At 59.4% G+C, this 23,156-nt stretch carries 20 protein-coding genes and 1 pseudogene; 12 read left to right on the forward strand and 9 right to left on the reverse strand.

The features are described from left to right. Complete coding sequence (locus ACI77I_RS20970) at positions 1 to 579, forward strand: cob(I)yrinic acid a,c-diamide adenosyltransferase (protein WP_094952425.1); 579 nt, start codon at positions 1 to 3, stop codon at positions 577 to 579. Between the two features lie 108 nt (positions 580 to 687). Here the strand turns inward: ACI77I_RS20970 and ACI77I_RS20975 are convergent, their stop codons facing one another. The 3 genes from ACI77I_RS20975 to secA all read right to left on the reverse strand — a co-directional run bounded on the left by ACI77I_RS20975 (position 688) and on the right by secA (position 5,730). Continuing rightward, positions 688 to 1,632 carry a Nudix family hydrolase gene (locus ACI77I_RS20975; protein WP_406998301.1) on the reverse strand — a complete coding sequence of 315 codons (945 nt, stop codon included), beginning with the start codon at positions 1,630 to 1,632 and terminating at the stop codon, positions 688 to 690. Between the two features lie 20 nt (positions 1,633 to 1,652). After that, complete coding sequence (gene argJ, locus ACI77I_RS20980) at positions 1,653 to 2,870, reverse strand: bifunctional glutamate N-acetyltransferase/amino-acid acetyltransferase ArgJ (protein WP_094952423.1); 1,218 nt, start codon at positions 2,868 to 2,870, stop codon at positions 1,653 to 1,655. A 124-nt stretch (positions 2,871 to 2,994) separates the two neighbouring features. Beyond that, positions 2,995 to 5,730 (reverse strand): preprotein translocase subunit SecA, encoded by a 2,736-nt coding sequence (secA, locus tag ACI77I_RS20985; RefSeq protein WP_406998303.1) that lies wholly within the window; start codon positions 5,728 to 5,730, stop codon positions 2,995 to 2,997. A gap of 304 nt (positions 5,731 to 6,034) precedes the next feature. On the opposite strand from secA, the gene ACI77I_RS20990 reads away from it, so the two are divergent. Next, positions 6,035 to 6,490, forward strand: coding sequence for a DUF721 domain-containing protein (locus ACI77I_RS20990; RefSeq protein WP_263273910.1), 456 nt, complete (start codon positions 6,035 to 6,037; stop codon positions 6,488 to 6,490). Between the two features lie 4 nt (positions 6,491 to 6,494). Here ACI77I_RS20990 and ACI77I_RS20995 read toward each other — a convergent pair whose 3' ends face one another. After that, entirely contained in the window at positions 6,495 to 7,973 is a 1,479-nt protein-coding gene (locus ACI77I_RS20995; RefSeq protein WP_406998304.1) for a helicase HerA-like domain-containing protein, read from the reverse strand. A gap of 222 nt (positions 7,974 to 8,195) precedes the next feature. On the opposite strand from ACI77I_RS20995, the pseudogene ACI77I_RS21000 reads away from it, so the two are divergent. Both ACI77I_RS21000 and ACI77I_RS21005 read left to right on the forward strand, forming a co-directional pair. Then, a pseudogene (locus tag ACI77I_RS21000) lies at positions 8,196 to 9,230 on the forward strand (cache domain-containing protein); the annotation flags it as partial. 93 nt (positions 9,231 to 9,323) lie between these two features. Then, positions 9,324 to 10,088: a methyl-accepting chemotaxis protein gene (locus ACI77I_RS21005; protein ID WP_371917702.1), complete on the forward strand. Its 765-nt coding sequence runs from the start codon at positions 9,324 to 9,326 to the stop codon at positions 10,086 to 10,088. Between the two features lie 34 nt (positions 10,089 to 10,122). Here ACI77I_RS21005 and ACI77I_RS21010 read toward each other — a convergent pair whose 3' ends face one another. Both ACI77I_RS21010 and purU read right to left on the reverse strand, forming a co-directional pair. Further along, positions 10,123 to 10,293 carry a hypothetical protein gene (locus ACI77I_RS21010; RefSeq protein WP_176462980.1) on the reverse strand — a complete coding sequence of 57 codons (171 nt, stop codon included), beginning with the start codon at positions 10,291 to 10,293 and terminating at the stop codon, positions 10,123 to 10,125. Between the two features lie 90 nt (positions 10,294 to 10,383). After that, entirely contained in the window at positions 10,384 to 11,232 is an 849-nt protein-coding gene (gene purU / locus ACI77I_RS21015) for a formyltetrahydrofolate deformylase (protein WP_019821236.1), read from the reverse strand. Positions 11,233 to 11,580: 348 nt separating this feature from the next. Between purU and mvaT the strand changes: the two genes are divergently transcribed. Next, positions 11,581 to 11,955, forward strand: coding sequence for a histone-like nucleoid-structuring protein MvaT (gene mvaT, locus ACI77I_RS21020; protein ID WP_005790963.1), 375 nt, complete (start codon positions 11,581 to 11,583; stop codon positions 11,953 to 11,955). 90 nt (positions 11,956 to 12,045) lie between these two features. Here mvaT and sbcB read toward each other — a convergent pair whose 3' ends face one another. Further along, positions 12,046 to 13,473 carry an exodeoxyribonuclease I gene (gene sbcB / locus ACI77I_RS21025; protein ID WP_406998305.1) on the reverse strand — a complete coding sequence of 476 codons (1,428 nt, stop codon included), beginning with the start codon at positions 13,471 to 13,473 and terminating at the stop codon, positions 12,046 to 12,048. A 166-nt stretch (positions 13,474 to 13,639) separates the two neighbouring features. Between sbcB and ACI77I_RS21030 the strand changes: the two genes are divergently transcribed. Genes ACI77I_RS21030 through ACI77I_RS21055 form a run of 6 tightly spaced genes read left to right on the forward strand, consistent with a single transcriptional unit; the run spans position 13,640 to position 20,310 of the window. Continuing rightward, positions 13,640 to 14,332, forward strand: a complete 693-nt coding sequence (locus ACI77I_RS21030; protein ID WP_094952417.1) for an RDD family protein — start codon at positions 13,640 to 13,642, stop codon at positions 14,330 to 14,332. Next, positions 14,329 to 15,309: a stage II sporulation protein M gene (locus ACI77I_RS21035; protein WP_406998306.1), complete on the forward strand. Its 981-nt coding sequence runs from the start codon at positions 14,329 to 14,331 to the stop codon at positions 15,307 to 15,309. The genes ACI77I_RS21030 and ACI77I_RS21035 overlap by 4 nt, the downstream gene beginning before the upstream one ends. Then, complete coding sequence (locus tag ACI77I_RS21040) at positions 15,296 to 16,825, forward strand: DUF4129 domain-containing protein (protein WP_406998307.1); 1,530 nt, start codon at positions 15,296 to 15,298, stop codon at positions 16,823 to 16,825. Before ACI77I_RS21035 ends, ACI77I_RS21040 begins: the two co-directional genes overlap by 14 nt. Then, entirely contained in the window at positions 16,822 to 17,979 is a 1,158-nt protein-coding gene (locus tag ACI77I_RS21045) for a DUF4350 domain-containing protein (protein ID WP_406998308.1), read from the forward strand. The genes ACI77I_RS21040 and ACI77I_RS21045 overlap by 4 nt, the downstream gene beginning before the upstream one ends. Then, the gene (locus tag ACI77I_RS21050; RefSeq protein ID WP_094952413.1) at positions 17,976 to 18,971 is read left to right on the forward strand and encodes a MoxR family ATPase; all 996 of its coding nucleotides are present in this window, start codon (positions 17,976 to 17,978) and stop codon (positions 18,969 to 18,971) included. The genes ACI77I_RS21045 and ACI77I_RS21050 overlap by 4 nt, the downstream gene beginning before the upstream one ends. A gap of 7 nt (positions 18,972 to 18,978) precedes the next feature. Beyond that, the gene (locus tag ACI77I_RS21055; RefSeq protein ID WP_406998309.1) at positions 18,979 to 20,310 is read left to right on the forward strand and encodes a DUF58 domain-containing protein; all 1,332 of its coding nucleotides are present in this window, start codon (positions 18,979 to 18,981) and stop codon (positions 20,308 to 20,310) included. Positions 20,311 to 20,412: 102 nt separating this feature from the next. On the opposite strand, the gene ACI77I_RS21060 is transcribed toward ACI77I_RS21055, so the two are convergent. Together ACI77I_RS21060 and ACI77I_RS21065 are read right to left on the reverse strand one after the other, a co-directional pair. Further along, on the reverse strand, positions 20,413 to 20,772 hold the full coding sequence (locus ACI77I_RS21060) for a PilZ domain-containing protein (protein ID WP_094952411.1): 360 nt from the start codon (positions 20,770 to 20,772) through the stop codon (positions 20,413 to 20,415). Positions 20,773 to 20,995: 223 nt separating this feature from the next. Next, entirely contained in the window at positions 20,996 to 21,370 is a 375-nt protein-coding gene (locus ACI77I_RS21065) for a tol-pal system YbgF family protein (RefSeq protein WP_094952410.1), read from the reverse strand. Between the two features lie 175 nt (positions 21,371 to 21,545). On the opposite strand from ACI77I_RS21065, the gene pyk reads away from it, so the two are divergent. Next, complete coding sequence (pyk, locus tag ACI77I_RS21070) at positions 21,546 to 22,997, forward strand: pyruvate kinase (protein ID WP_094952409.1); 1,452 nt, start codon at positions 21,546 to 21,548, stop codon at positions 22,995 to 22,997. Positions 22,998 to 23,156: the final 159 nt, after the last annotated feature.

Raw genomic sequence — 23,156 nt, forward strand, 5'->3', positions numbered from 1 at the left:
ATGGGCTTTCGCCTGTCGAAAATCTACACGCGTACCGGCGACAAAGGCGAAACAGGCTTGGGCGACGGCCGCCGCGTGCCCAAGGACCACCCACGGGTGGAGGCCATTGGCGAGGTGGACACGCTGAATAGCCAGTTGGGCTTGTTGTTGGCCAACCTTGAAGAGCAGAGCGGCAAACATCCGCAACTGAACGATGTGATTGAGGTGCTCACACCTTGCCAACATCGCCTGTTCGACCTGGGCGGTGAGCTAGCGATGCCGGTGTACAAGGCGTTGAATGCGGCTGAAGTCGACCGGCTTGAAGCGGCGATTGACCGCTGGAACGAGGAAGTCGGGCCGTTGGAAAACTTCATCTTGCCCGGTGGTTCAGCGCTGATTGCTCAGGCGCATGTGTGCCGCAGCCTGGCGCGCAGTGCGGAACGGCGGTGTCAGCAGTTGAATACGCTGGAACCGCTGGAGGGCGTGGGGTTGGCGTATATCAATCGGTTGTCGGATTTGTTGTTTGTGGCGGCGCGGGTGATTGCCAAGCGACAGGGGGTGGCTGAGGTGTTGTGGCAGGCGGCAGCGAAGCCACACTAAGATCGTTCCCATGCTCTGCGTGGGAATGCCTCTTGTGACGCTCCGCGTCACGCTTTGGGACGCGGAGCGTCCTCGGCTGCATTCCCACGCAGAGCGTGGGTACGATCATCAAACCTGCGGCCAGAACGCCCGAATCCCTGCCACACCCTGAGCCCCAGCTTCCCAAGCCTGTTCCCGCTCCGCCGGCCCAACGCCGCCCAACAGAAACACCGGCTTGCTGAACCCACGGATCAACTCGGCCGACTGCTCCCAACCCAATGGCTGAGCATCAGGATGCGTCTGGGTCGGCTGCACCGGCGACAGCGTGACAAAATCCACGTCCATCATTTGCGCCAGTGCCAGCTCTTCAGCGTTGTGGCATGAGGCCGCCAACCAGCGATCCTTCGGCAACGGCCGGCCCTTGCTGGCGTATTTACGCAGCTGCGCCGACGTCATGTGCCAACCGGCCGCCGGGAAATCTCCCAGCCACTCGAACGGGCCCTTGAGCATCAGCTGCGCCTTGCCAGCACACAAACCCACTGCATCCACCGCCAGGTCACGGTATTTCGGGTCGTAGCCATTAGGCGCACGCAACTGGATCAGCTTGATACCACCGGCAACAGCTTTCTGAATACCGCGCAGCAACACCGGGGTTTCCAGTTCGCCAGGGGTAATCAGGTACTCAGCCGGTAACCGCGCCGCCGCAACGATCGGGGCATTCGCCGCGGGGAACTCATAGTTGATCAAGTCCCGCGGGGTCACCCATTCCAACGGCTGCCCTTCGGCACCATGGGGCTCGCCGGTAAAGGCCGAGACTTCCCAGACATCCAGCAACACCTGCTTGTCCGGGTAGTCATGTTGCACCTTGATCAACGGCCGCGCCGTGGTGACCTGGATGCCCAGTTCTTCCTGCAACTCGCGAGACAGCGCGGCAGCGACCGATTCATCGGCCTCCACCTTGCCACCGGGAAACTCCCAGAGGCCGCCCTGGTGCTGGGTATCGGCGCGGCGTGCCAGCAGGATCCTACCATCGACACCGTGGATCACCGCTGCTGCTACATGCACTCGTTTCACCGCGCTTATCCTCTTGGCTGTCAGGTGCGGTATTCCGCATTGATCTTCACGTACTCGTGGGACAGGTCGGTCGTCCAGATGGTTTCGCTGCACTCACCGCGACCCAACTCGATACGGATGGTGATTTCTTCTTGCTGCATCACCGCCGAGCCCTGGGCTTCGGTATAGGTTTCGGCGCGGGCGCCACGGCTGGCAATGCACACGTCGCCGAGGAACACATCGATCTTGCTCACGTCCAGGTCCGGCACGCCGGCACGGCCTACCGCGGCGAGGATACGACCCCAGTTCGGGTCGGAGGCAAACAGTGCAGTCTTGATCAGCGGCGAATGCGCCACGGTGTAGCCCACATCCAGGCATTCCTGGTGATTGCCGCCGCCGTTGACTTCAACCGTGACGAACTTGGTGGCGCCCTCGCCGTCACGCACGATGGCCTGAGCCACGTCCATGCACACCTCGAACACCGCCTGTTTCAGCGCCGCAAACAGCGGGCCTTCGGTGGACGTGATTTCCGGCAGGTTGGCCTGGCCGGTCGCGATCAGCATGCAGCAGTCGTTGGTCGAGGTATCGCCATCAATGGTGATGCGGTTGAACGACTTGTTGGCGCCGTCCAGCATCAGGCGTTGCAGCACGTCACGGGAGACTTTGGCGTCGGTGGCGATGTAGCCAAGCATGGTGGCCATGTTCGGGCGAATCATGCCCGCGCCTTTGCTGATGCCGGTGACGGTGACCGTCACGCCGTCGTGCACAAACTGACGGCTCGCGCCTTTTGGCAGGGTGTCGGTGGTCATGATGCCGGTGGCCGCAGCCGCCCAGTTATCCACAGACAGGTCATCCAGCGCGGCTTGCAGGGCGCCTTCGATTTTTTCCACCGGCAACGGTTCACCGATCACGCCGGTGGAGTACGGCAGCACTTGGCTGGCGTCCACGCCAGTAAGCGCAGCCAGCTTGGCGCAGGTGCGCGCGGCGGCCACCAGGCCTGGCTCGCCGGTGCCGGCGTTGGCGTTGCCGGTGTTGGTCAATAAGTAGCGAATCGGCCCGGCCACGCGTTGCTTGGCCAGGATTACCGGCGCCGCGCAGAACGCGTTAAGGGTGAACACACCGGCGACGGTCGAGCCTTCGGCACAGCGCATCACCACCACATCCTTGCGCCCCGGGCGCTTGATGCCGGCCGAAGCGATACCGAGTTCAAAACCGGCAACCGGGTGCAATGTGGGCAAAGGACCAAGACCAACAGCCATGAATGCGCTCCTTAAAAATAGGTGATGTCTGTGCCGTCGCTATCGACGGTGGGAATTAATGGCAAAACGCCGCGACGGCTGATGCCGGTCGCGGCGCGGGGTGTTGCAGCGTCAGGCAAAAATCTTAGTTGATTTCGCCGTGGCAGTGTTTGAACTTCTTGCCCGAACCGCACCAGCACAGCTCGTTACGGCCCAGCTTCTGATCATTGCGAACCGGCGCTTGAGCCAAGGCCACATCGACCTCTTCGCCCAATACTTCAGGCGCGTCCAGGCCCGGCGCTTCGTCGTGCTGGAACTGCATGCGGGCCGCCAGTGCTTCGGCTTCCTGGCGCAGGCGAGCTTCTTCCTCGATCGGGTCTTCGCGACGCACCTGAACGTGGGACAGCACGCGAATCGAATCGCGCTTGATCGAATCCAGCAGCTCTGAGAACAGCGTGAACGACTCGCGCTTGTACTCTTGCTTCGGGTTCTTCTGGGCGTAGCCACGCAGGTGGATACCATGACGCAAGTGGTCCATGGTCGACAGGTGGTCTTTCCACAAGTCGTCCAGCACGCGCAGTACGATTTGCTTCTCGAAGGTGCGCAGTGCTTCGGCACTCGCCTGCTCTTCTTTCTCGTTGTATGCGGCCAGAAGCTCGGTCATCAGCTTCTCGCGCAGCGTCTCTTCGTACAGGTGGTCATCTTCGTCCAGCCACTGCTGAACCGGCAAGTCGACACCGAAGTCGCTCTTCAATGCCGCTTCCAGACCAGCAACATCCCACTGTTCCGGCAGGGACTGTGGCGGAATATGTGCGCTGACGGTGGCGTTGAGCACGTCCTGACGGAAATCAGCGATGGTCTCGCCAATGTTGTCGGCGGCCAGCAACGTGTTACGCATGTGATAAATCACTTTACGCTGTTCGTTGTTGACGTCATCGAACTCGAGCAGTTGCTTACGAATGTCGAAGTTGCGGCCTTCAACCTTGCGCTGGGCTTTCTCGATAGCGTTGGTCACCATGCGGTGCTCGATCGCTTCACCGGACTGCATGCCCAGGGCTTTCATGAAGTTCTTCACCCGATCAGAAGCGAAGATACGCATCAAGCTATCTTCCAGCGACAGGTAGAAACGGCTGGAACCGGCGTCACCCTGACGACCGGCACGACCACGCAACTGGTTGTCGATACGGCGCGATTCGTGACGCTCGGAAGCGATCACCTGCAGGCCGCCGGATTCCAGCACTGCCTGGTGGCGTTTCTGCCAGTCGGCCTTGATCTGGGCGATCTGCTCAGGGGTCGGGTTGTCCAGCGAAGCCACTTCCACTTCCCAGTTACCGCCCAACAGGATGTCGGTACCACGACCGGCCATGTTGGTGGCGATGGTCAGCGCGCCTGGGCGACCGGCCTGGGCGATGATCTCGGCTTCTTTTTCGTGGAACTTGGCGTTGAGGACCTTGTGCTCGATGCCTTCCTTGTTGAGCAGGTTGGACACGTGCTCGGAAGTTTCGATGGTGGCGGTACCCACCAGGATCGGACGACCCTGGGCCATGCCGTCCTTGATGTCGTTGATGATTGCCGCGTATTTCTCTTCGGCAGTCAGGAACACCAGGTCGTTGAAGTCTTTACGCGCCAGCGGCTTGTTCGGTGGGATCACCATCACGGCCAGGCTGTAGATCTGGTGGAATTCGAACGCTTCGGTGTCGGCCGTACCGGTCATGCCGGACAGTTTGTTGTACAGACGGAAGTAGTTCTGGAAGGTGGTGGACGCCAACGTCTGGCTTTCGGCCTGGATGTTGAGCCCTTCCTTGGCTTCGATGGCCTGGTGCAGGCCTTCGGACAGACGACGACCCGGCATGGTACGACCGGTGTGTTCGTCAACCAGTACGACCTGGCCGTCCTGGACGATGTATTCAACGTTGCGGTGGAACAGCTTGTGGGCGCGCAGGCCGGCATACACGTGGGTCAACAGGCCCAGGTTGTGTGCCGAATACAGGCTTTCACCCTCGGCCAGCTCACCGATCTGGGTCAGCATGTCTTCAACGAACTGGTGACCGGCTTCGTTGAGTTCGACCTGACGGGTCTTCTCGTCGATGGAGAAGTGACCTTCTTTGGTCACCACGCCTTCCACTTCCTCGATGTGCTGCTCCAGACGCGGGATCAACTTGTTGATCTCGATGTACAGACGCGAGCTGTCTTCGGCCTGGCCGGAGATGATCAGCGGGGTACGGGCTTCGTCGATGAGGATGGAGTCGACTTCGTCGATCACGGCAAAGTTGAGTTCGCGCTGGAATTTCTCATCCATGCTGAACGCCATGTTGTCGCGCAAGTAGTCGAAACCGAATTCGTTGTTGGTGCCGTAGGTAATGTCGCAAGCGTAGGCGGCGCGTTTCTCTTCCGGCGGCTGGAACGGCGTTACCACGCCGACGGTCAGGCCGAGGAATTCATACAGCGGACGCATCCAGTTGGCATCCCGGCGAGCCAGGTAGTCGTTCACCGTCACAACGTGCACGCCCTTGCCGGACAATGCGTTGAGGTAAACACCCAGGGTTGCCACCAGGGTCTTGCCTTCACCGGTGCGCATTTCGGCAATCATGCCTTCATGCAAGGTCATGCCGCCGATCAACTGGACGTCGAAGTGGCGCATGCCCATGACACGCTTACCGGCTTCACGGGCGACCGCAAAGGCTTCGGGAAGCAGCTTGTCGAGGGTTTCACCTTTGGCTATGCGGGCCTTGAACTCTTCGGTCTTGGCGCGCAATTGCTCGTCCGAAAGGGCAACCATCTGCTCTTCGAAGGCATTGACCAGCTGCACCGTCTTGAGCATGCGTTTAACTTCGCGCTCATTCTTGCTTCCAAAAAGTTTCTTTAACAAAGGCGCAAACATATCGGCAGGTTCTTCCACACATAGGGATGGAGGGCGCACCGTGAGTGGCCCGAGCAGCCCTCACGGCCGCATGCGAACGCGCATTCTACCCGGAATCGTGGGTGAGGAAAGTGGCGTTGTTCCTCGATGCTGGCATGGCGCTGTGAGAGGGCTTGTTTAAAATAAGGGCTTTTGCTGGAACTTCAACCCATGGAGCGCAGAAGTTACCTATTGATTTCATGGGCAAAGCTGGCTGACGCATGGCCTGGGGGCACACAGGCGCTTTCTGCTAAGATGGCGGCTCTGTTACCTAAGGTGTCTAGACATGGCATTTCGCCCTCTTACAGCCCGCGCGCCAAGCGTGTTGCTCCGCGAAGCCAAACCGTTGAAAGCCATCTTCGGCCACGCGCAACGCCTGGGCCGTTTGCAACGCCTTGTAGAAAGCCAGCTGCAACCTGCCGCGCGGGAACATTGCCATGTGGCGTCCTGGCGCGAAGGTAATCTTCTATTAATTGTCACCGACGGTCATTGGGCCACCCGTTTGCGCTATCAGCAAAAACGCCTGCTGCGGCAATTGATGGCATTTGACGAGTTTGCCAGATTGACCCGTATCCAGTTCAAGGTGCAGCCACCCACTGCGCCACAACGCGCAGTGGGTCACAGCATAGACCTCTCGGTAAATGCGGCCGAAACCATCCAGGCCACGGCCGACGGCATAAGCGATCCGGGCTTGCGTGCAGCACTGGAGCGGTTGGCCGCCCACGCCAAGCCCAAAGCCTGAACCGCTACTTGCGCTTGCTGCCGCCTAGCAACGAGCCCAACAACCCCCGCACCAACTGACGCCCCATCTGATTGGCGGCCTGTTGCATCGCGGATTTAAGCGCCTTGCCGGCCGCAGTGCCCAAAAACGCGCCAGCCTTGTCGGTAAAGCTCGGCTCTTCGGCGGCGGGCTTGGCCTCTTCGCTCGGCCCCAGCTCCTTACGTGCCATCAGCACTTCATAGGCTGATTCACGATCAATCGGCTTGTCATAGCGCCCTTGCAACGGCGAACTGGCGATCAGTGCGGCACGTTCGGCCTCACTGAGTGGCCCAATGCGTGATTGCGGCGGCGCTACCAGCACGCGCTGGACCACTTCCGGCGTGCCTTTTTCCTGCAAGGTGCCCACCAGCGCCTCACCCGTGCCCAGTTCAGTCAGCACCGACAACGCATCAAACGCCGGGTTGGGCCGAAAACCATCCGCCACTGCGCGCAGGGATTTCTGCTCTTTCGTGGTGAACGCCCGCAAGCCGTGCTGAATACGCAGGCCGAGTTGCGCCAGGACCGTGTCAGGCAAATCACCTGGGGATTGCGTGACAAAGTACACGCCGACGCCTTTGGAGCGAATCAAGCGCACCACTTGCTCCAAGCGATCCTGCAAAGCCTTGGGCGTATCCGCGAACAGCAAATGCGCCTCGTCGAAGAACAGCGCCAAGAGCGGTTTGTCAGCATCACCACGTTCAGGCAACTGTTCGAAGAGCTCTGCGAGCAGCCATAGCAAGAAGGTCGCGTAGACTTTCGGCGCCTCATGCACCAAGCGGCTGGCATCCAGCAGATGGATGCGCCCGCGACCGTCACTGGAGGGCTGCAAAATATCTTCAAGTTGCAGGGCCGGCTCGCCAAACAAGGCCTCGGCGCCCTGCTGCTCAAGCACGGCCAGGCGCCGTAACAGCGCCTGGCTGGAACCGGTGGTCATCAGCGCGGCATCATCGCCCAGCAGTTCCGGGTGATAGCGCAAGTGGTTGAGCAACGCCTTGAGATCTTTGAGGTCCAGCAGCAATAGACCTTCTCGGTCCGCGACCTTGAAGGTGGCATAGAGCGCCGACTGCTGGCTGTCGGTGAGTTCCAGCAGGCTGCCCAGCAATAACGGCCCCATTTCGCTGATGGTGGTGCGCAGCGGATGACCGGATTGCCCGTGAATATCCCACAGCGTTACCGGATAAGCCTTCGCCGTGTAATTAAGGAAAGGCATGCCCGCGATGCGCTCGGCCACTTTACCTTGAGGGTTGGCCGCAGCACCCAGACCACACAGGTCGCCCTTGATATCAGCGGCGAACACGGCCACGCCCGCCTCACTGAAGGCCTCCGCCAGGCGCTGCAACGTGACGGTTTTACCTGTGCCGGTGGCACCGGCAATCAACCCATGACGGTTGGCCAGGCGCATGGCCTGGGCGATGGGCTGGCCGTCTGGGCCGGCGCCGATAAGCAGTTGCGAGGAGTCAGGCATTTCGTCACCTTTGGTTAATCTTTAGTGCAGCCAGGTCGATACAGACAGATGTAAGACCAACAAAGTCTAAAAATAGGTCAGATAGTGCCTGTGCGCATAGTTCCTACAGGAGGGACCCACAGAGCTATCACCCGCAGTATCACACCTTTTTTGACGCAGCCATTTTGCGCATCCCACAAAGACGCGCTTCGGATATTTAGACCCTAGCGGACCCTACAAGCCATGAATAAGAACCTGCGTTTCAGCCACAAAATCCTGCTTGCAGCCTCCCTTATCGTCATCGCCGCTTTCGCACTGTTTACCCTCTATAACGACTACCTGCAACGCAATGCGATTCGCGACGACCTCAATAACTACCTGCACGAAATGGGCGATGTCACCGCCAGCAATATCCAAACCTGGCTCACCGGGCGTATCGCCTTGGTGGAAAACGCTGCACAAAACATTGCTATCAACCCTGAACCCACCGTGATTACCAACCTGCTCGAGCAGAAAACCCTGACCTCCTCGTTCATGGCCACCTACGTGGGCGACAGCAAAGGCGCCTTTACCATCCGTCCCGACACCAAGATGCCGGACGGCTTCGACCCGCGGGTTCGCCCTTGGTACAAGGGCGCCCAGAGCAGCAACGGTTCGACCCTGACCGAACCTTATATTGACGCCGCTACCGGCCAGTTGATCATCTCCGTCGCCACTCCCAGCAGCACCAAATCCGGCCAAAGCATCGGCGTGGTAGGCGGCGACCTGAGCCTGCAAACCCTGGTGGATAACATCGGCGCGCTGAACTTCGGCGGCATGGGTTATGCGTTCCTGGTCAGTGCTGACGGCAAAGTGCTGGTGCACCCGGACAAGAGCCTGGTGATGAAAACCCTGGCTGACGTCTACCCAAAAAACACACCAAAGATCACGGGTAATTTCAGCGAAGTCCAGGCCAACGGCAAGGACAACATCGTGACCTTCACACCGATCAAGGGCTTGCCGTCAGTGAACTGGTACCTGGGCATTTCGGTGGATAAAGACAAATCCTTCGCCATGCTCAGCGAATTTCGCACCTCGGCAGTGATTGCCACGATCATTGCCGTGGTAATCATCATTGCGCTGCTGGGCATGCTGATCCGTGTGCTGCTGCAACCGCTGCACGTGATGACCCGCGCCATGCAGGACATCGCCGATGGCGAGGGTGACTTGACCCGCCGCTTGACCATCCAGAACAACGACGAGTTCGGTACGCTCGGTAATGCCTTCAATCGATTCGTGGAGCGGATTCATACATCGATTCGCGAAGTGTCCTCGGCCACCGAGCAAGTCAACGAAGTCGCTTTACGCGTGGTCAGCGCCTCCAACTCGTCGATGGTGAATTCCGATGAGCAGGCCAACCGCACTAATAGCGTCGCAGCGGCCATCAACGAGCTGGGCGCTGCGGCCCAGGAAATTGCGCGTAACGCCGCACAAGCCTCCAACCAGGCCAGCGACGCGCGGCACTTGGCCGAAGACGGTCAACAGGTGGTCGATCGTAATATCAAGGCGATGACCCAACTGTCCGCGATGATCAGCGCGTCCAGCAGCAATATCGAAGCGCTGAACAGCAAGACCGTGAATATCGGGCAGATTCTGGAAGTGATCACCAGCATCTCCCAGCAAACCAACCTGCTCGCGCTTAACGCCGCCATCGAAGCAGCACGTGCCGGGGAAGCCGGGCGCGGGTTTGCGGTCGTGGCCGATGAAGTGCGCAACTTGGCGCATCGCACGCAAGAGTCGGCGCAACAAGTGCAAAAGATGATCGAGGAGTTGCAAGTCGGCGCCAGAGATTCGGTCAGCACCATGAGTGAAAGCCAGCGCCACAGCCAGGACAGCTTGGAAATCGCCAACCTGGCCGGCGAGCGCCTGAACAGTGTGACCCAGCGCATCGGCGAGATCGACGGCATGAACCAGTCCGTGGCCACCGCCACCGAGGAACAAACCTCGGTGGTGGAGTCGATCAACATGGACATCACCGAGATCAACACCCTCAACCAGGAAGGTGTGGAAAACCTGCATTCAACCCTGCGCGCCTGCACCGACCTGGAACAACAGGCGGCGCGCTTGAAACAGTTGGTAGGCAGTTTCCGGATCTGATCCGCGTGCTCGCCGTCTCACAGGGCGGCGGGCGTTATTCGTCCTTGGTCCGGGATGGGCCCTGCTCACGCTCCCACAGTTCGGCGGCGCCGGGAAACTCGGTGCCGTCCTCGGCGTCGAGGTCATCCGGGTCATATCGACTCAAACAGCCTTCCCCCAGCGTCGCCGGGGCTTTGGAGGTGGCTTTGTCGAGTGGATCGCTCATCAATCAATCCTCAATGGCAGGCAAAGAAAAAGGGCCTGGGACGATTTAACGCCCAGGCCCTTTATTCTTCAATCGTTCAAAACGCGGTTATCAGAACACCACTGTCTTGTTGCCGTGCACCAGCACGCGATCTTCCAAGTGATAACGCAGGCCGCGCGCCAGCACCATCTTCTCGACATCACGGCCGAAACGCACCATGTCTTCAATGCTGTCGCTGTGGCTGACGCGCACCACGTCCTGCTCGATGATCGGGCCGGCGTCCAGTTCCTCGGTAACGTAGTGGCAGGTTGCGCCAATCAGCTTCACGCCACGCAGGGAGGCTTGGTGGTAAGGCTTGGCACCGACGAACGATGGCAGGAAGCTATGGTGAATGTTGATCACCTTACCGGCGTACTCACGGCACAGTTCCGGCGGCAGGATTTGCATGTAGCGCGCCAGCACTACCACGTCAGCGTCGTGCTGCTTCACCAGACGGGAAACCTCGGCAAACGCCGGCTCCTTGTCCTGCGGGTTGACCGGCACATGGTAGTAAGGAATGCCATGCCACTCGACCATGCTGCGCAGGTCGTCATGGTTGGAAATGACACAGGCGATCTCGCAGTCCAGCTCATCACTGTGCCAGCGGTGCAGCAGGTCGGCCAGGCAGTGCGATTCACGGCTGGCCATCAGCACAACGCGTTTTTTCTGCTCGGTGTCGGTGATGTGCCAGGTCATCGAAAACTCTTCGGCGATCGGCGCGAACGCTTCACGAAAGGCTTCAAGACCAAAGGGCAGCGTGTCGGCACGAATTTCGTGACGCATGAAAAACCAACCGCTGAGATCGTCCGAGTGATGGCTCGCCTCGGTGATCCAGCCGTTGTGGGAGGCCAGAAAGTTACTGACTTTGGCAACGATGCCAACCCGGTCCGGGCAAGCGATCACCAGCCGAAAAGTGCGCATTAGGGGGAAACTCCAGAACTTCGCAAAGGCCGCCATTCTATCGATTACGCAGAAAAACTGCAGTATTCCTTGCACCTTATTCTGTCCCCGCGCCCTGGGTACAGCCCTTAACAGCGTAAGGTTTTACAGCTGCTATATGGCCGTAAAACGTCACCTCGGGCAGTTATCGGAAAATAAACGAGATTATCTTTAGGCATACACCTACTAATTAACTCGATTGCGTAGCTTTGCTACAAACATTCAAAGTAATTCACATAAATGCATCCTTAAATGTTTACTTGCGCAAGTGGCCTGACTATTATTGGGCCACTTACCCTGTCAATCAGCGCTCTACATAAGGTAGTCCACATGTCTCTGATCAACGAATACCGTGCCACCGAAGAAGCTATTAAAGAGCTGCAAGCCCGTTTGAAGAACCTGTCCCAAGACGACAAGCTGCAAACCGAGCTGGAATTTGAAGGCAAACTGCGCACCCTGATGGGTGAATACTCCAAATCCCTGCGCGACATCATCGCGCTGCTGGATCCAGAGTCGAAAGTTAAAGCCCCTCGTGGCGCAGTGAAAACTACCGGCACCAAGCGTGCTCGCAAGGTCAAGCAATACAAGAACCCGCACAACGGCGAAGTGATTGAAACCAAAGGTGGCAACCACAAGACTCTGAAAGAGTGGAAAGCCAAGTGGGGCGGCGACGTAGTTGAAGGCTGGGCTACCCTGCTGGGCTAAGCCTGGTCGGGCACTCGCCTAATATGCAGCACAATAAAACGCCAGCTTGCTGGCGTTTTTTTATTGTCCGAATAATCTGCAATTACCGGCCTACAGATTCAGGCGAGCGGCTAAAGAGTCGGCATACTCCTGCCATTGATCCACGACCTGGCACTGAAACGATGTGGCAGTAACAGCCAACTCTTCCCGCGCCCGTTTAAATGCCGAGAGGGTATTGGGCGCCCCCCATTCCGGCTCCGACAACCGTTGCTGGCAAAAAAGTTTCCAGCGCTGTTGCTCCTCGATGTTCAAGGTGTCCGGGAAGTTACGCGCGCGGTAGCGGAATAATAATTCCGGCAAACGATGATCATCAAAAGGCCACTGCTGATGTGCCAGATGAGCAGGCTCAGCCGCCCGGACTTGTTCACATAAACGACGGTCGCGGTCGCCAATAAAACCATCATAGAGCTGTTGCTCCGGGTCTGAACTCGGCGCAAAGTCGTCCTCGGCGTAAATGGCCGCCAACTTATCGCGCCAAACTTCCTGTGCGTCAGTTAGTCGCACCGCCCGTGCCTGACACACCTGCATATCCAACTGAAGTCGCTCACGGTCCTGAGCCCGCAGCACATTCAAGGGGGCAACCACCGGGCAGCGGTTGATATGCAACAACTTGAGCGGCACTGGCAGCTCACCTTCCGCCAGCTCATCACGGCGCGTGTAGAGGCGCCGGCGCAAAGTATCGGCGTCCAGGTCCAGCAAACCCTGCGGGTCGAGCCCAAGGTCACAGACAATCAACGCATTACGATTGCGCGGGTGCCAGGCCAGAGGCAGTACCACGCCCAAGTAATGACGCTCAGCGGAAAAGCGCCCAGAAATATGCACCATAGGTTGCAGCAGCCGCACCTGATCCATCACTCGCTGCTTGCTGCGCAGCTGAAACAGCCATTCATATAACTTGGGCTGTTTCTCACGGACCAGGCGCGCCAAGGCAATCGTGGCACGCACGTCCGACAGGGCATCGTGGGCCTGGCCATGATCAATGCCGTTGGCCTCGGTCAAGCGCTCAAGCTTGAGCGTCACGCGCCCATCCTGCTCAGGCCACTCAATGCCTTCCGGGCGCAGCGCGTAGGCCGTGCGCACGACATCGATCAAATCCCAACGACTGTTACCGCCCTGCCACTCGCGGGCGTAGGGGTCAAAAAAGTTGCGGTACAGGCTGTAACGCGTCATTTCATCATCAAATCGCAGGGTGTTGTAACCGGCGCCACAGGTACCTGGCGCAGCCAACTCGGCATGCACTCGGGTCATGAAATCAGCTTCGGCCAAGCCTTTTTCCGCCAGGATACCGGGGGTGATACCGGTGATCGCGCAGGCGACCGGGTGAGGCAGGATATCGTCACTGGGCTGGCAATAAAGATTGACCGGCGGGCCGACCTCGTTGAGTTCGAGGTCGGTACGAATACCGGCGACCTGCAGCGGGCGATCGCTGCGCGGGTTAATGCCGGTGGTTTCATAGTCGTACCAGAAAATAGAGGTCACGGGCTGTTCCTGTACTGGAGGTCGACAAAGTCTAGGCGCTGCAAGGCGTCCGGGGCCAGCGATACCTAACTGTACAAACATCCAGTAAAACCTGGAAAGGTTGCTTCCATCGTCGACACTGCTAGCATCCGAGTCTCCCAGCCGCTCTGCACTGCCAAGGATCGCAATGCCATCAACCCCTTTGGATACCCGCTACCAAATCGAGACCCCAGAGGGTATCGATCTACCCTTGCGCCCGGCCGGCCTGCTGCCACGCGCACTGGCCTTCGCTTTCGACTTGGGTTTGCGCGGGCTGATCATGGGCATCCTGCTCGTGCCGTTGGCATTGCTGGGCAATATCGGCATTGGCCTGGGCTCGTTGCTGCTATTCCTGGTCAGTTGGTGGTACATGGTGTTGTTTGAGGTGCTCAATCAGGGCTGCTCCCCCGGCAAGCAGGTCATGGGCCTGCGGGTGGTACAGGACGACGGCACACCGGTCGGTTGGTCCGCATCACTGATCCGTAACCTGCTGCGCTTTGTCGATATGCTGCCCTTCGGTTACTTCCTCGGCGCCATCAGTTGCCTGCAACATCCCTATTTCAAACGCCTCGGCGACTTGGCTGCGGGCACCTTGGTGATCTACCGCGAGCAGCCCCTGGCCCGCCCCCAAATTCCTCAGGCTGTCGCCCTGCGCCTGCCTTTCGCCCTGGACCTGAGCGAACAACGCGCCATCCTCGGCTTTGCCGAACGCCAAGGCGAACTGTCCAGCGAGCGGGTGCATGAACTGGCCTCAATCCTCGCCGCGCCCCTGCAAGTGTCTACGCCGCGGGCCGTGGAACAGCTCAATGGTGTGGCCCGTGGTTTGTTGGGCCCAACATGAAACAGAGCCAGTTCGAAAGCCGTCACCAAGCCCAATGGCAAGCCTTTGACGAGCAACTGAAACAGTTGGAGCACGGTAAAGCCAAGACCCGTGACGTGGCTGATTTCCCCCACCACTATCGACGTTTGTGCCAGCACCTGGCCCTTGCCCAAGAGCGCGGCTATAGCAGTTACCTGGTTGATCCGCTGCAGCAACTGGCCCTGCGTGGCCACCAACAGTTATATCGCCACCGCAGCCAACTGGGGGCCAACGTATTGGCCTTCATTCTGGCCGACTTCCCGCGACTGGTACGTGAGCAGTGGCGTTTCGTGCTGATCGCCAGCCTGCTGTTCTTTGGCAGCCTGGTGGGCATAGCGCTGCTGGTCTACCTGTTTCCAGACCTGATCTACAGCATCGTCAGCCCCCAGCAGGTGGCAGAAATGCAAAGCATGTACGACCCGGATGCCAGCCGCTTGGGCCGCGCCGCCGAACGCGCCTCCAGCGAAGACTGGATGATGTTTGGCTACTACGTGATGCACAACATCGGCATCGCCTTCCAGACCTTTGCCGCCGGCCTGCTGTTTGGCCTGGGCAGCGTGTTTTTTCTGATTTTCAACGGCTTGATCATCGGGGCCGTCTCCGGGCACCTGACCGAAATTGGCTACGGCCAGACCTTCTGGTCATTTGTCATCGGCCACGGTGCATTCGAGCTGAGTGCCATCGCCCTGGCTGGCGCGGCGGGCTTGCAATTGGGCTGGGCGCTGATCGCTCCGGGGTCGCTGGCTCGCAGCGAATCCCTACGGCTGGCGGCCCGTAAAAGCGTGCAGATGCTCTGCGGCGTTATGGTGTTCCTGCTGATTGCCGCGTTTATTGAAGCCTACTGGTCTTCCACCACCTCCATTGCCCCTTGGGCCAAATACCTCGTTGGCGCTGCGCTTTGGTTGCTGGTGGCCGCTTACCTTATTTTCGCTGGACGGACTCGCCATGCGCCTGAGTGATGCCAGTGTGGTGATTCGCCCACGTACCACCTGGGAAGCCATGGACCTTGGCGTATTAATGGCTCGGGAACATCGCCTGCTGCTGATGAGCAGTTGGGCGCTGGTGAGCTTGCCGGTGTTTGCTTTGCTCAGCGTATTGCTCTGGGAACACCCCTCTGTCGCACTATTCGTGTTCTGGTGGCTTAAGCCTGCGTTCGACCGCTTGCCGCTGTACATTCTGTCCAAAGCCCTGTTTGGTGAGACACCCAGCGTCAAACACGCCGTACGCCATTGGCCACGACTGCTTAAAAGCCAGTTGCTGGTCAGCCTGACCTGGCGTCGGCTCAGCCTCAGCCGCAGTTTTTTACTGCCGGTAAGCCAACTTGAAGGCTTGGGGGGCCAGGCACGCCAGCAACGCCTGGGCGTGCTGCTGCAACGCAACGCGAGTGCCGCGCGCTGGCTGACCATCATCGGTGTACACCTGGAAATCGCCCTGTGGTTTGGCTGCATGGCGGTGTTCTATCTCTTCATCCCGGATCAGGTTGAAGTGGATTGGGACTGGCAACGCCTCGCGCTCTCAACCGGCGCGGAATGGCTATGGCTGGAGCACCTGACCAACACCTTTTACGCCTTGATCCTGGTGTTCTGGGAACCCATCTATGTTGCCTGCGGTTTCAGCCTGTACCTCAACCGTCGAACCGTACTGGAAGCCTGGGACCTGGAGTTGGTATTCCGCCGTTTGCGCCAACGCCTGAGCAGCGCTGCACCGCTGCTACTGCTGGTTGTCGGGCTGTTGCTGATACCTGCCAGCCCGCCGGCCATGGCTGACGAGTCGAACGCCACCCAACAGCTCAGCACTCAAGCCGCCGCCCAATCAATAAAGGCAGTGCTTGAACAACCGCCTTTCAAAAACCCGGAAACCGTCACGCGTTATCGTTTTGGCGAAGATAAACCTGCGGCTAAAAACAAAGCTCACGGAGACGGAAAATTACCCGCCTGGCTTCAATCGCTGCTGAACCACCTCAACAGCAACACCTTCAAGCATGTCGGCCAAGGATTGGAAGTACTCCTGTGGAGCGTGGTGATCGGCATCTTGGCCCTGCTGGTCTGGCGCTACCGTGACTGGCTGCGCGCCTTTGTCAGCCTGCGCCCGAGCCGCAGCCCCAAAATCGCCAAACCGGCACCGGCGCAATTGTTTGGACTGGACCTGGGTCTAGAGACGTTACCTGAAGACATCGCCAGCACCGCCGAGCAACTATGGCCCTCTCAGCCACGGGAAGCCCTTGGCCTCCTGTACCGTGGCCTGCTCAGTCGGTTGTTGCATGACTACAACCTGCCACTGAAAAGCGCCGATACCGAAGGCCAGGTCCTGGAGCGGGTTCACCAACTGCAACAACCACATCTACTGGCGTTCAGTGATGAATTGACCCGGCATTGGCAGAGCCTCGCCTATGGTCACCATGTGCCTACGGCCTCTGCCCAGCAGAAACTCTGCAACGATTGGCGTGCGTTATTCAACTCGGGAGCCGCCCAATGAACCGGCCATTAGTGTGGGTCGGGTTACTGCTGGCGTGCCTGCTGGGCGCCGGGGCGTTTTATGCCTGGCACAAGGCAATCCCTTATGACGAGGTGGTAGACCGTGGTCCATCGCCGCACGCCCGTCAGAATCCTTATCTGGCAGCGGAATACTTTCTGCGCAAGCAAGGCCTCGTAGTTGAGCACGCCAATAGCCTAAAACGACTTGCCGACCTTCCTCCCAAAGGCAATAGCCTGTTACTGCTGGGCGAGCGCAGCAACATGACCCCACGCCAAGTGGATCAACTGTTGGGCTGGGCGAAGTCCGGTGGCCATCTGCTGGTAGTCGCCGAAGCGTTGTGGGATGAAGAAACGGGCAAAAGCGGCGACTTACTGCTCGATCGTTTAAACATCCACCAGCTCATAAGTGACGACATTGACGAACCTGCGTCCCCGCGCAAAAAGAAAGCGCCGGACCTGACCAAGCTCTATGTCGACAATGAAACCGCACCGGCCTATTTCAGCTTCGATACCGCCTTCAACCTCTCCGACCCCAAGCACCTGGCGCAGTTTTCCGCCAACAGCGCCAAGTCCAGCCACCTGATGCAACGCGACCTCGGGCACGGCACCGTGACGGTGGTGACCGACAGCGACCTGTGGAAAACCCCAGCCATCGGCAAACACGATAACGCCTGGCTGCTGTGGTACCTCAACCAGGGCACTGACGTGACGTTGCTGTTCAACAGCGACGTGGACAACCTGCTGACCTTGTTGGTGCGCAATTTCCCCCAGGCGCTGGTGGCGCTTGTAGCGCTGATTGCCCTGGCGTTGTGGCACGCCGGAATGCGCCAGGGGCCGGTCCAGGCTCCGGCACCCAAGGCACGCCGACAGTTGCAGGAACACTTGAAGGCCAGCGCCGACTTCCTGCTGCGCCGCAGTGGCCAAGGCCCGCTCTTGCAAGCCTTGCAGCGTGACGTCCAACGCGCGGCAAGGCGGCGTCACCCAGGCTTTGAACACCTCGACACCGCTGACCAGTGGCAGGTACTTGAACGCCTGACGCGCCAACCCTCCCACATCATCAGTCAGGCCCTCGGCCCACTCCCGGCAAAACGGCTCACCAGCGCCGATTTCAGCCGTCAGGTGGCGTGCCTGCAAACTCTCAGGAATGCCCTATGAGCGATTTCCCAGCAGCCACGGCCCCCACCACCGAAAGCCTTCAACACGCCAGCCAGCAGGCACAAGCCCTGCGCGTGGAACTGCGTAAGGCGGTGATTGGCCAGGACCAGGTGATTGACGATGTACTCACCGCATTGATCGCAGGCGGCCACGTCCTGCTCGAAGGCGTACCAGGTCTGGGCAAGACTTTGCTGGTACGGGCCTTGGCCCGTTGTTTCGGTGGCGACTTCGCGCGTATCCAGTTCACGCCGGACCTGATGCCCAGCGATGTCACCGGCCACGCGGTGTACGACCTGCATACCGAGCAGTTCAAGTTGCGCAAAGGGCCACTGTTCACTCACCTGTTGCTGGCCGACGAAATCAACCGTGCCCCGGCGAAAACCCAGGCCGCCCTGCTCGAAGCCATGCAGGAGCGCCAGGTCACGCTCGAAGGCGAGGCGCTGCCCATCGGCCAACCCTTCATGGTGCTGGCGACCCAGAACCCCATCGAACAGGAAGGCACCTATCCCCTGCCCGAGGCCGAACTGGACCGGTTCATGCTCAAGGTGCGCATGGACTACCCCGAAGCCCAGCAGGAGCTCGACATGGTGCGTGAAGTGACCCGCTCGTCCAGGGCGGACATGCTTGATGTGCAACCACTGCGCACCGTGCTGCAGGCCGAGGACGTGTTGCAACTGCAGCAGATCGCCAGTGAGCTGGCCCTGGATGAGCAAGTACTCGACTACGCCGTGCGCCTGGCACGAGCGACCCGTACCTGGCCAGGGCTGGCCATCGGCGCCGGCCCTCGGGCCTCCATCGCCCTGGTCCGTGGTGCCCGGGCGCGGGCTTTGTTGCGCGGCGGTGAGTTCGTCACCCCGGACGACATCAAAGGGTGTGCCCTGGCGGTACTGCGTCATCGAGTGCGTATTGCACCGGAGCTGGATATCGACGGCCTTGAGGTAGACCAAGTGCTCAAGCAACTGCTGGACCAGATACCGGCGCCCCGGCAGTGACGCGCCCATGAAACCCACTCGACTGTTGTTAAGCTGGCTGGGTGTGCTGCTGGGCCTGAACATCCTGCTCGGCGGTGCTGCGGCGTTGCAGCTCAAGGTGCCCGACACGGTGCACTCGATCGCCTGGGAACTGTTGCTGGCACTGTTGCTGCTGGCGCTGTTGGACGCTGCACGCCTGCGTCGTCGCCCTTCTGTGCAGGTGCAACGGCAAATGCCCGGCAGCCTGGCGCTCGGCCGCTGGGGGGACGCTCGACTGACCCTGACCCACAACTACCCGCAGCCACTCACCGTAGAGGTTTTCGATCACGTCCCAGACGGCCTGAGCATGGAAAACCTGCCGCAGAGCATCGAACTGCGCCCCGGTGAACGCAGCGAGCTGGGCTACCGACTGCGCCCTTTGCGCCGTGGACTCTTCCGGTTTAGCCGCTGTGAAGTTCACCTGCCCAGCCCCTTTGGGTTGTGGTCGGCACGACGTTTTATTGAGATTGAAGATTCGACCCGCGTCTACCCGGACTTCGCCCGCTTGTACGGTGCACAATTGCTGGGTGTGGATAACTGGCTGAGTCAACTCGGTGTGCAACAACGCCAGCGAAGGGGATTGGGTCTGGAGTTCCATCAACTGCGCGAGTTTCGCGAAGGTGACAGCCTGCGTCAGATCGACTGGAAGGCCACCGCACGGCAACGCACACCGATCGCCCGGGAATACCAGGATGAGCGCGACCAGCAAATTGTGTTCATGCTTGATTGCGGTCGGCGCATGCGCAGTCAGGATGATGAGTTATCGCACTTCGACCACGCGCTCAACGCCTGCCTGCTGCTCAGCTATGTCGCGTTGCGCCAGGGCGATGCCGTGGGCCTGTGCACTTTTGCCGGTGACCAGTCGCGCTTTCTGGCCCCGGTTAAGGGCAGTGGCCAGTTGAACCTGCTGCTCAACGCGGTATACGACTTGGATACCACCCGGCGAACAGCCGACTACCAGGCGGCCGCCAGCCAATTGCTGGCCCGGCAAAAGCGCAGGGCGCTGGTGATCGTAGTCACTAATCTGCGCGACGAGGACGATGAGGCATTGATGACCGCGGTCAAGCGCATCAGCCGACAGCACCGCGTATTGGTAGCCAGCCTGCGCGAGGAAGTGCTTGATCAGCTGCGCCAGGCACCCGTGCAAACCCTTCCCGAGGCGTTGATTTATAGCGGCACGGTGGACTACCTCAACACGCGAAACGAACTCCACGACCGTCTGAGCGCGCATGGCTTGTCTGTATTGGATACCCCACCTTCGCAGCTGGGAGCCGCGTTGGTGACACGGTATCTGGGTTGGAAAAAAGCCGGCGCCTTATGAAACGCCGCCTTTTGGAACAAGCACCCTGGTAGAAGTGCTGTGTGGCGCGCGTGCGACCGCGTTTGAGTAACACGCCCGAACCAGGCCGACACTGTGCAGCGTCTAGGCGGATGCCTGTAATGGATCGAAACTGAAGTAATTCAGCAAGGCTTTGATCAGTTGGGCGTACTCATCGCACGCCTGAATCACGCTAAACCCCGAGTCGTAATGCTGAGGATTGATATCTTCATGGCTCCACAAGCAGGTCGCCGTGAGGTCGATTGCCTGGAACTCGCCGTCGGGTCCAGGGACTTTCAAGCGCAGCTCGAAGTCCACGTCGACCATCATGGGTAATTGGCTGATCAACATCAGCCCGTCTTCAGAAACATTGCCCAAAAAACCAATAGGCTTGTCTGTAAGACGATTGAACACCTGCAGGAAGCTATGTAACTGGTGCCGCTCAATCCGTCGGTGCGTAAACATGTGAGTTCGCCATCCAATGGCCATGTTTTGTGGCCGTGCCAGTGATTCGGAACAAGCCAACGGCTCGCTCTCCCTGGATCTCGGTGTGACAACACATCGCTTCAGTCACTAAACAGCTGCCGGATCCGGGCCTTGCCTTCGTTTGAATAGAAACTTGTACAAACGAACACTCAAAGGATAGCCCAAGACTGGCGACGAGCGAGCTACCGCGTGATAAATATCATCACAAAGACGCTGGACGGGGCTTTGCGGCACTGGCGCCGGGGTAATGCCCCAACTGCTGCAGGGTGTCTAGCCTGGCACGGGCACGGTAAGCGTACTCGCTTGAAGGGTACTGGTTGATGATGAACTGGTAGGTTTGTACGGCATCAACAAACAACTTTTGCCGTTCCAGGCATTGCCCGCGCAACATCGAGACCTCCGGTTGCACATAACGACGGGTACGGCTCTCGCGGTCGACCTGGGATAACTCCAGGGTGACACGCTCGCAATCACCCACCCCATAGGCACGGTAAGCGTTGTTCAAATGGTGGTCCATCGACCAGCGGGTACAGCCGACAACACTGACGGCCAAGGCAGCAACGAGCAAAATTCGCATGGGGGTTCTCCTGTCTTGAGCAGTGTATCGACCCTTCGTCGAAAATCTTCAAGGATGTTGGTCAATTCGACCGCTGCAAAAACAAGCCAATCGTCGATAAGTAGTGCAAACGAACAATGACTACAACGAAAGAGCATAGTAGCCTTGCCCAGCGCTTGAACTCAGGAGTCTGTGCATGTCCGTCCGTCGTACCAAAATCGTCGCCACCCTTGGCCCGGCCAGTAACTCGCCGGAAGTCCTCGAACAGCTGATTCTGGCTGGTTTGGACGTTGCCCGTCTGAACTTCTCCCACGGCACCCCGGACGAGCACAAGGCTCGCGCCAAGCTGGTGCGTGACCTGGCCGCCAAGCACGGCCGCTTCGTGGCACTGCTGGGTGACCTGCAAGGCCCGAAAATCCGTATCGCCAAATTCGCCAACAAGCGGATCGAGCTGAAGATCGGTGACAAGTTCACCTTCTCCACCAGCCATTCGCTGACCGAAGGCAACCAGGACGTCGTGGGTATCGACTACCCGGACCTGGTCAAAGACTGCGGCGTCGGCGACGAACTGCTGCTGGACGACGGCCGTGTGGTCATGCGCGTCGACACTGCCACCTCGACAGAGCTGAACTGCACCGTGATCATCGGTGGCCCGCTGTCCGACCACAAAGGCATCAACCGTCGCGGCGGTGGCCTCACAGCGCCGGCCCTGACTGAAAAAGACAAGGCCGACATCAAGCTCGCCGCAGAAATGGAAGTGGACTACCTCGCCGTGTCCTTCCCGCGCGACGCTGCCGACATGGAATACGCCCGTAAGCTGCGCGACGAAGCCGGCGGTACTGCCTGGCTGGTGGCGAAGATCGAACGTGCCGAAGCCGTGGCCGATGACGAAACCCTCGACGCCCTGATCAAGGCGTCCGACGCTGTGATGGTTGCCCGTGGCGACCTGGGCGTGGAAATCGGTGACGCCGAGCTGATCGGTATCCAGAAGAAGATCATCCTGCACGCACGCCGCCACAACAAAGCGGTGATCGTGGCGACCCAGATGATGGAGTCGATGATTCAGAACCCGATGCCGACCCGTGCCGAAGTGTCCGACGTGGCCAACGCCGTGCTCGACTACACCGACGCCGTGATGCTCTCGGCTGAAAGTGCTGCCGGCCCGTACCCGCTGGAAGCCGTCCAGGCCATGGCGCGTATCTGCGTCGGTGCCGAAAAGCACCCGACCAGCAAGACCTCCAGCCACCGCATGGGCAAAGTGTTTGAAAGCTGCGACCAGAGCATCGCCTTGGCCGCCATGTACACCGCCAACCACTTCCCGGGCGTTAAAGCGATCATCGCCTTGACCGAAAGTGGCTACACGCCGTTGATCATGTCGCGCATCCGCTCCTCGATCCCGATCTACGCGTTCTCCCCGCACCGCGAAACCCAGGCCCGCGCGGCCATGTTCCGTGGTGTGTACACCGTACCGTTCGACCCGGCTTCGTTGCCACCGCACGAAGTCAGCCAGGCGGCCATCGACGAGCTGATCAAGCGCGGCGTGGTGGAGAAAGGCGACTGGGTCATCCTGACCAAGGGCGACAGCTACAACACCATCGGCGGCACCAACGGCATGAAGATCCTGCACGTTGGCGACCCAATGGTCTGAGTGACACGCTGAAAAACAAAAGCCCCGCCATGTGAATGGCGGGGCTTTTTGCATTTAAAGGCCTGAGGATTTGTTGAATGAGAGGGCCTCATCGCGGCATGGGTATCTACACATCTTTTTATGGGTTGAGTTCTTTGGTTGTCGCGGGGGCGCGGGGTA

The organism is Pseudomonas sp. D47 (assembly GCF_045447305.1).
In the GTDB taxonomy this organism is placed as follows: domain Bacteria; phylum Pseudomonadota; class Gammaproteobacteria; order Pseudomonadales; family Pseudomonadaceae; genus Aquipseudomonas.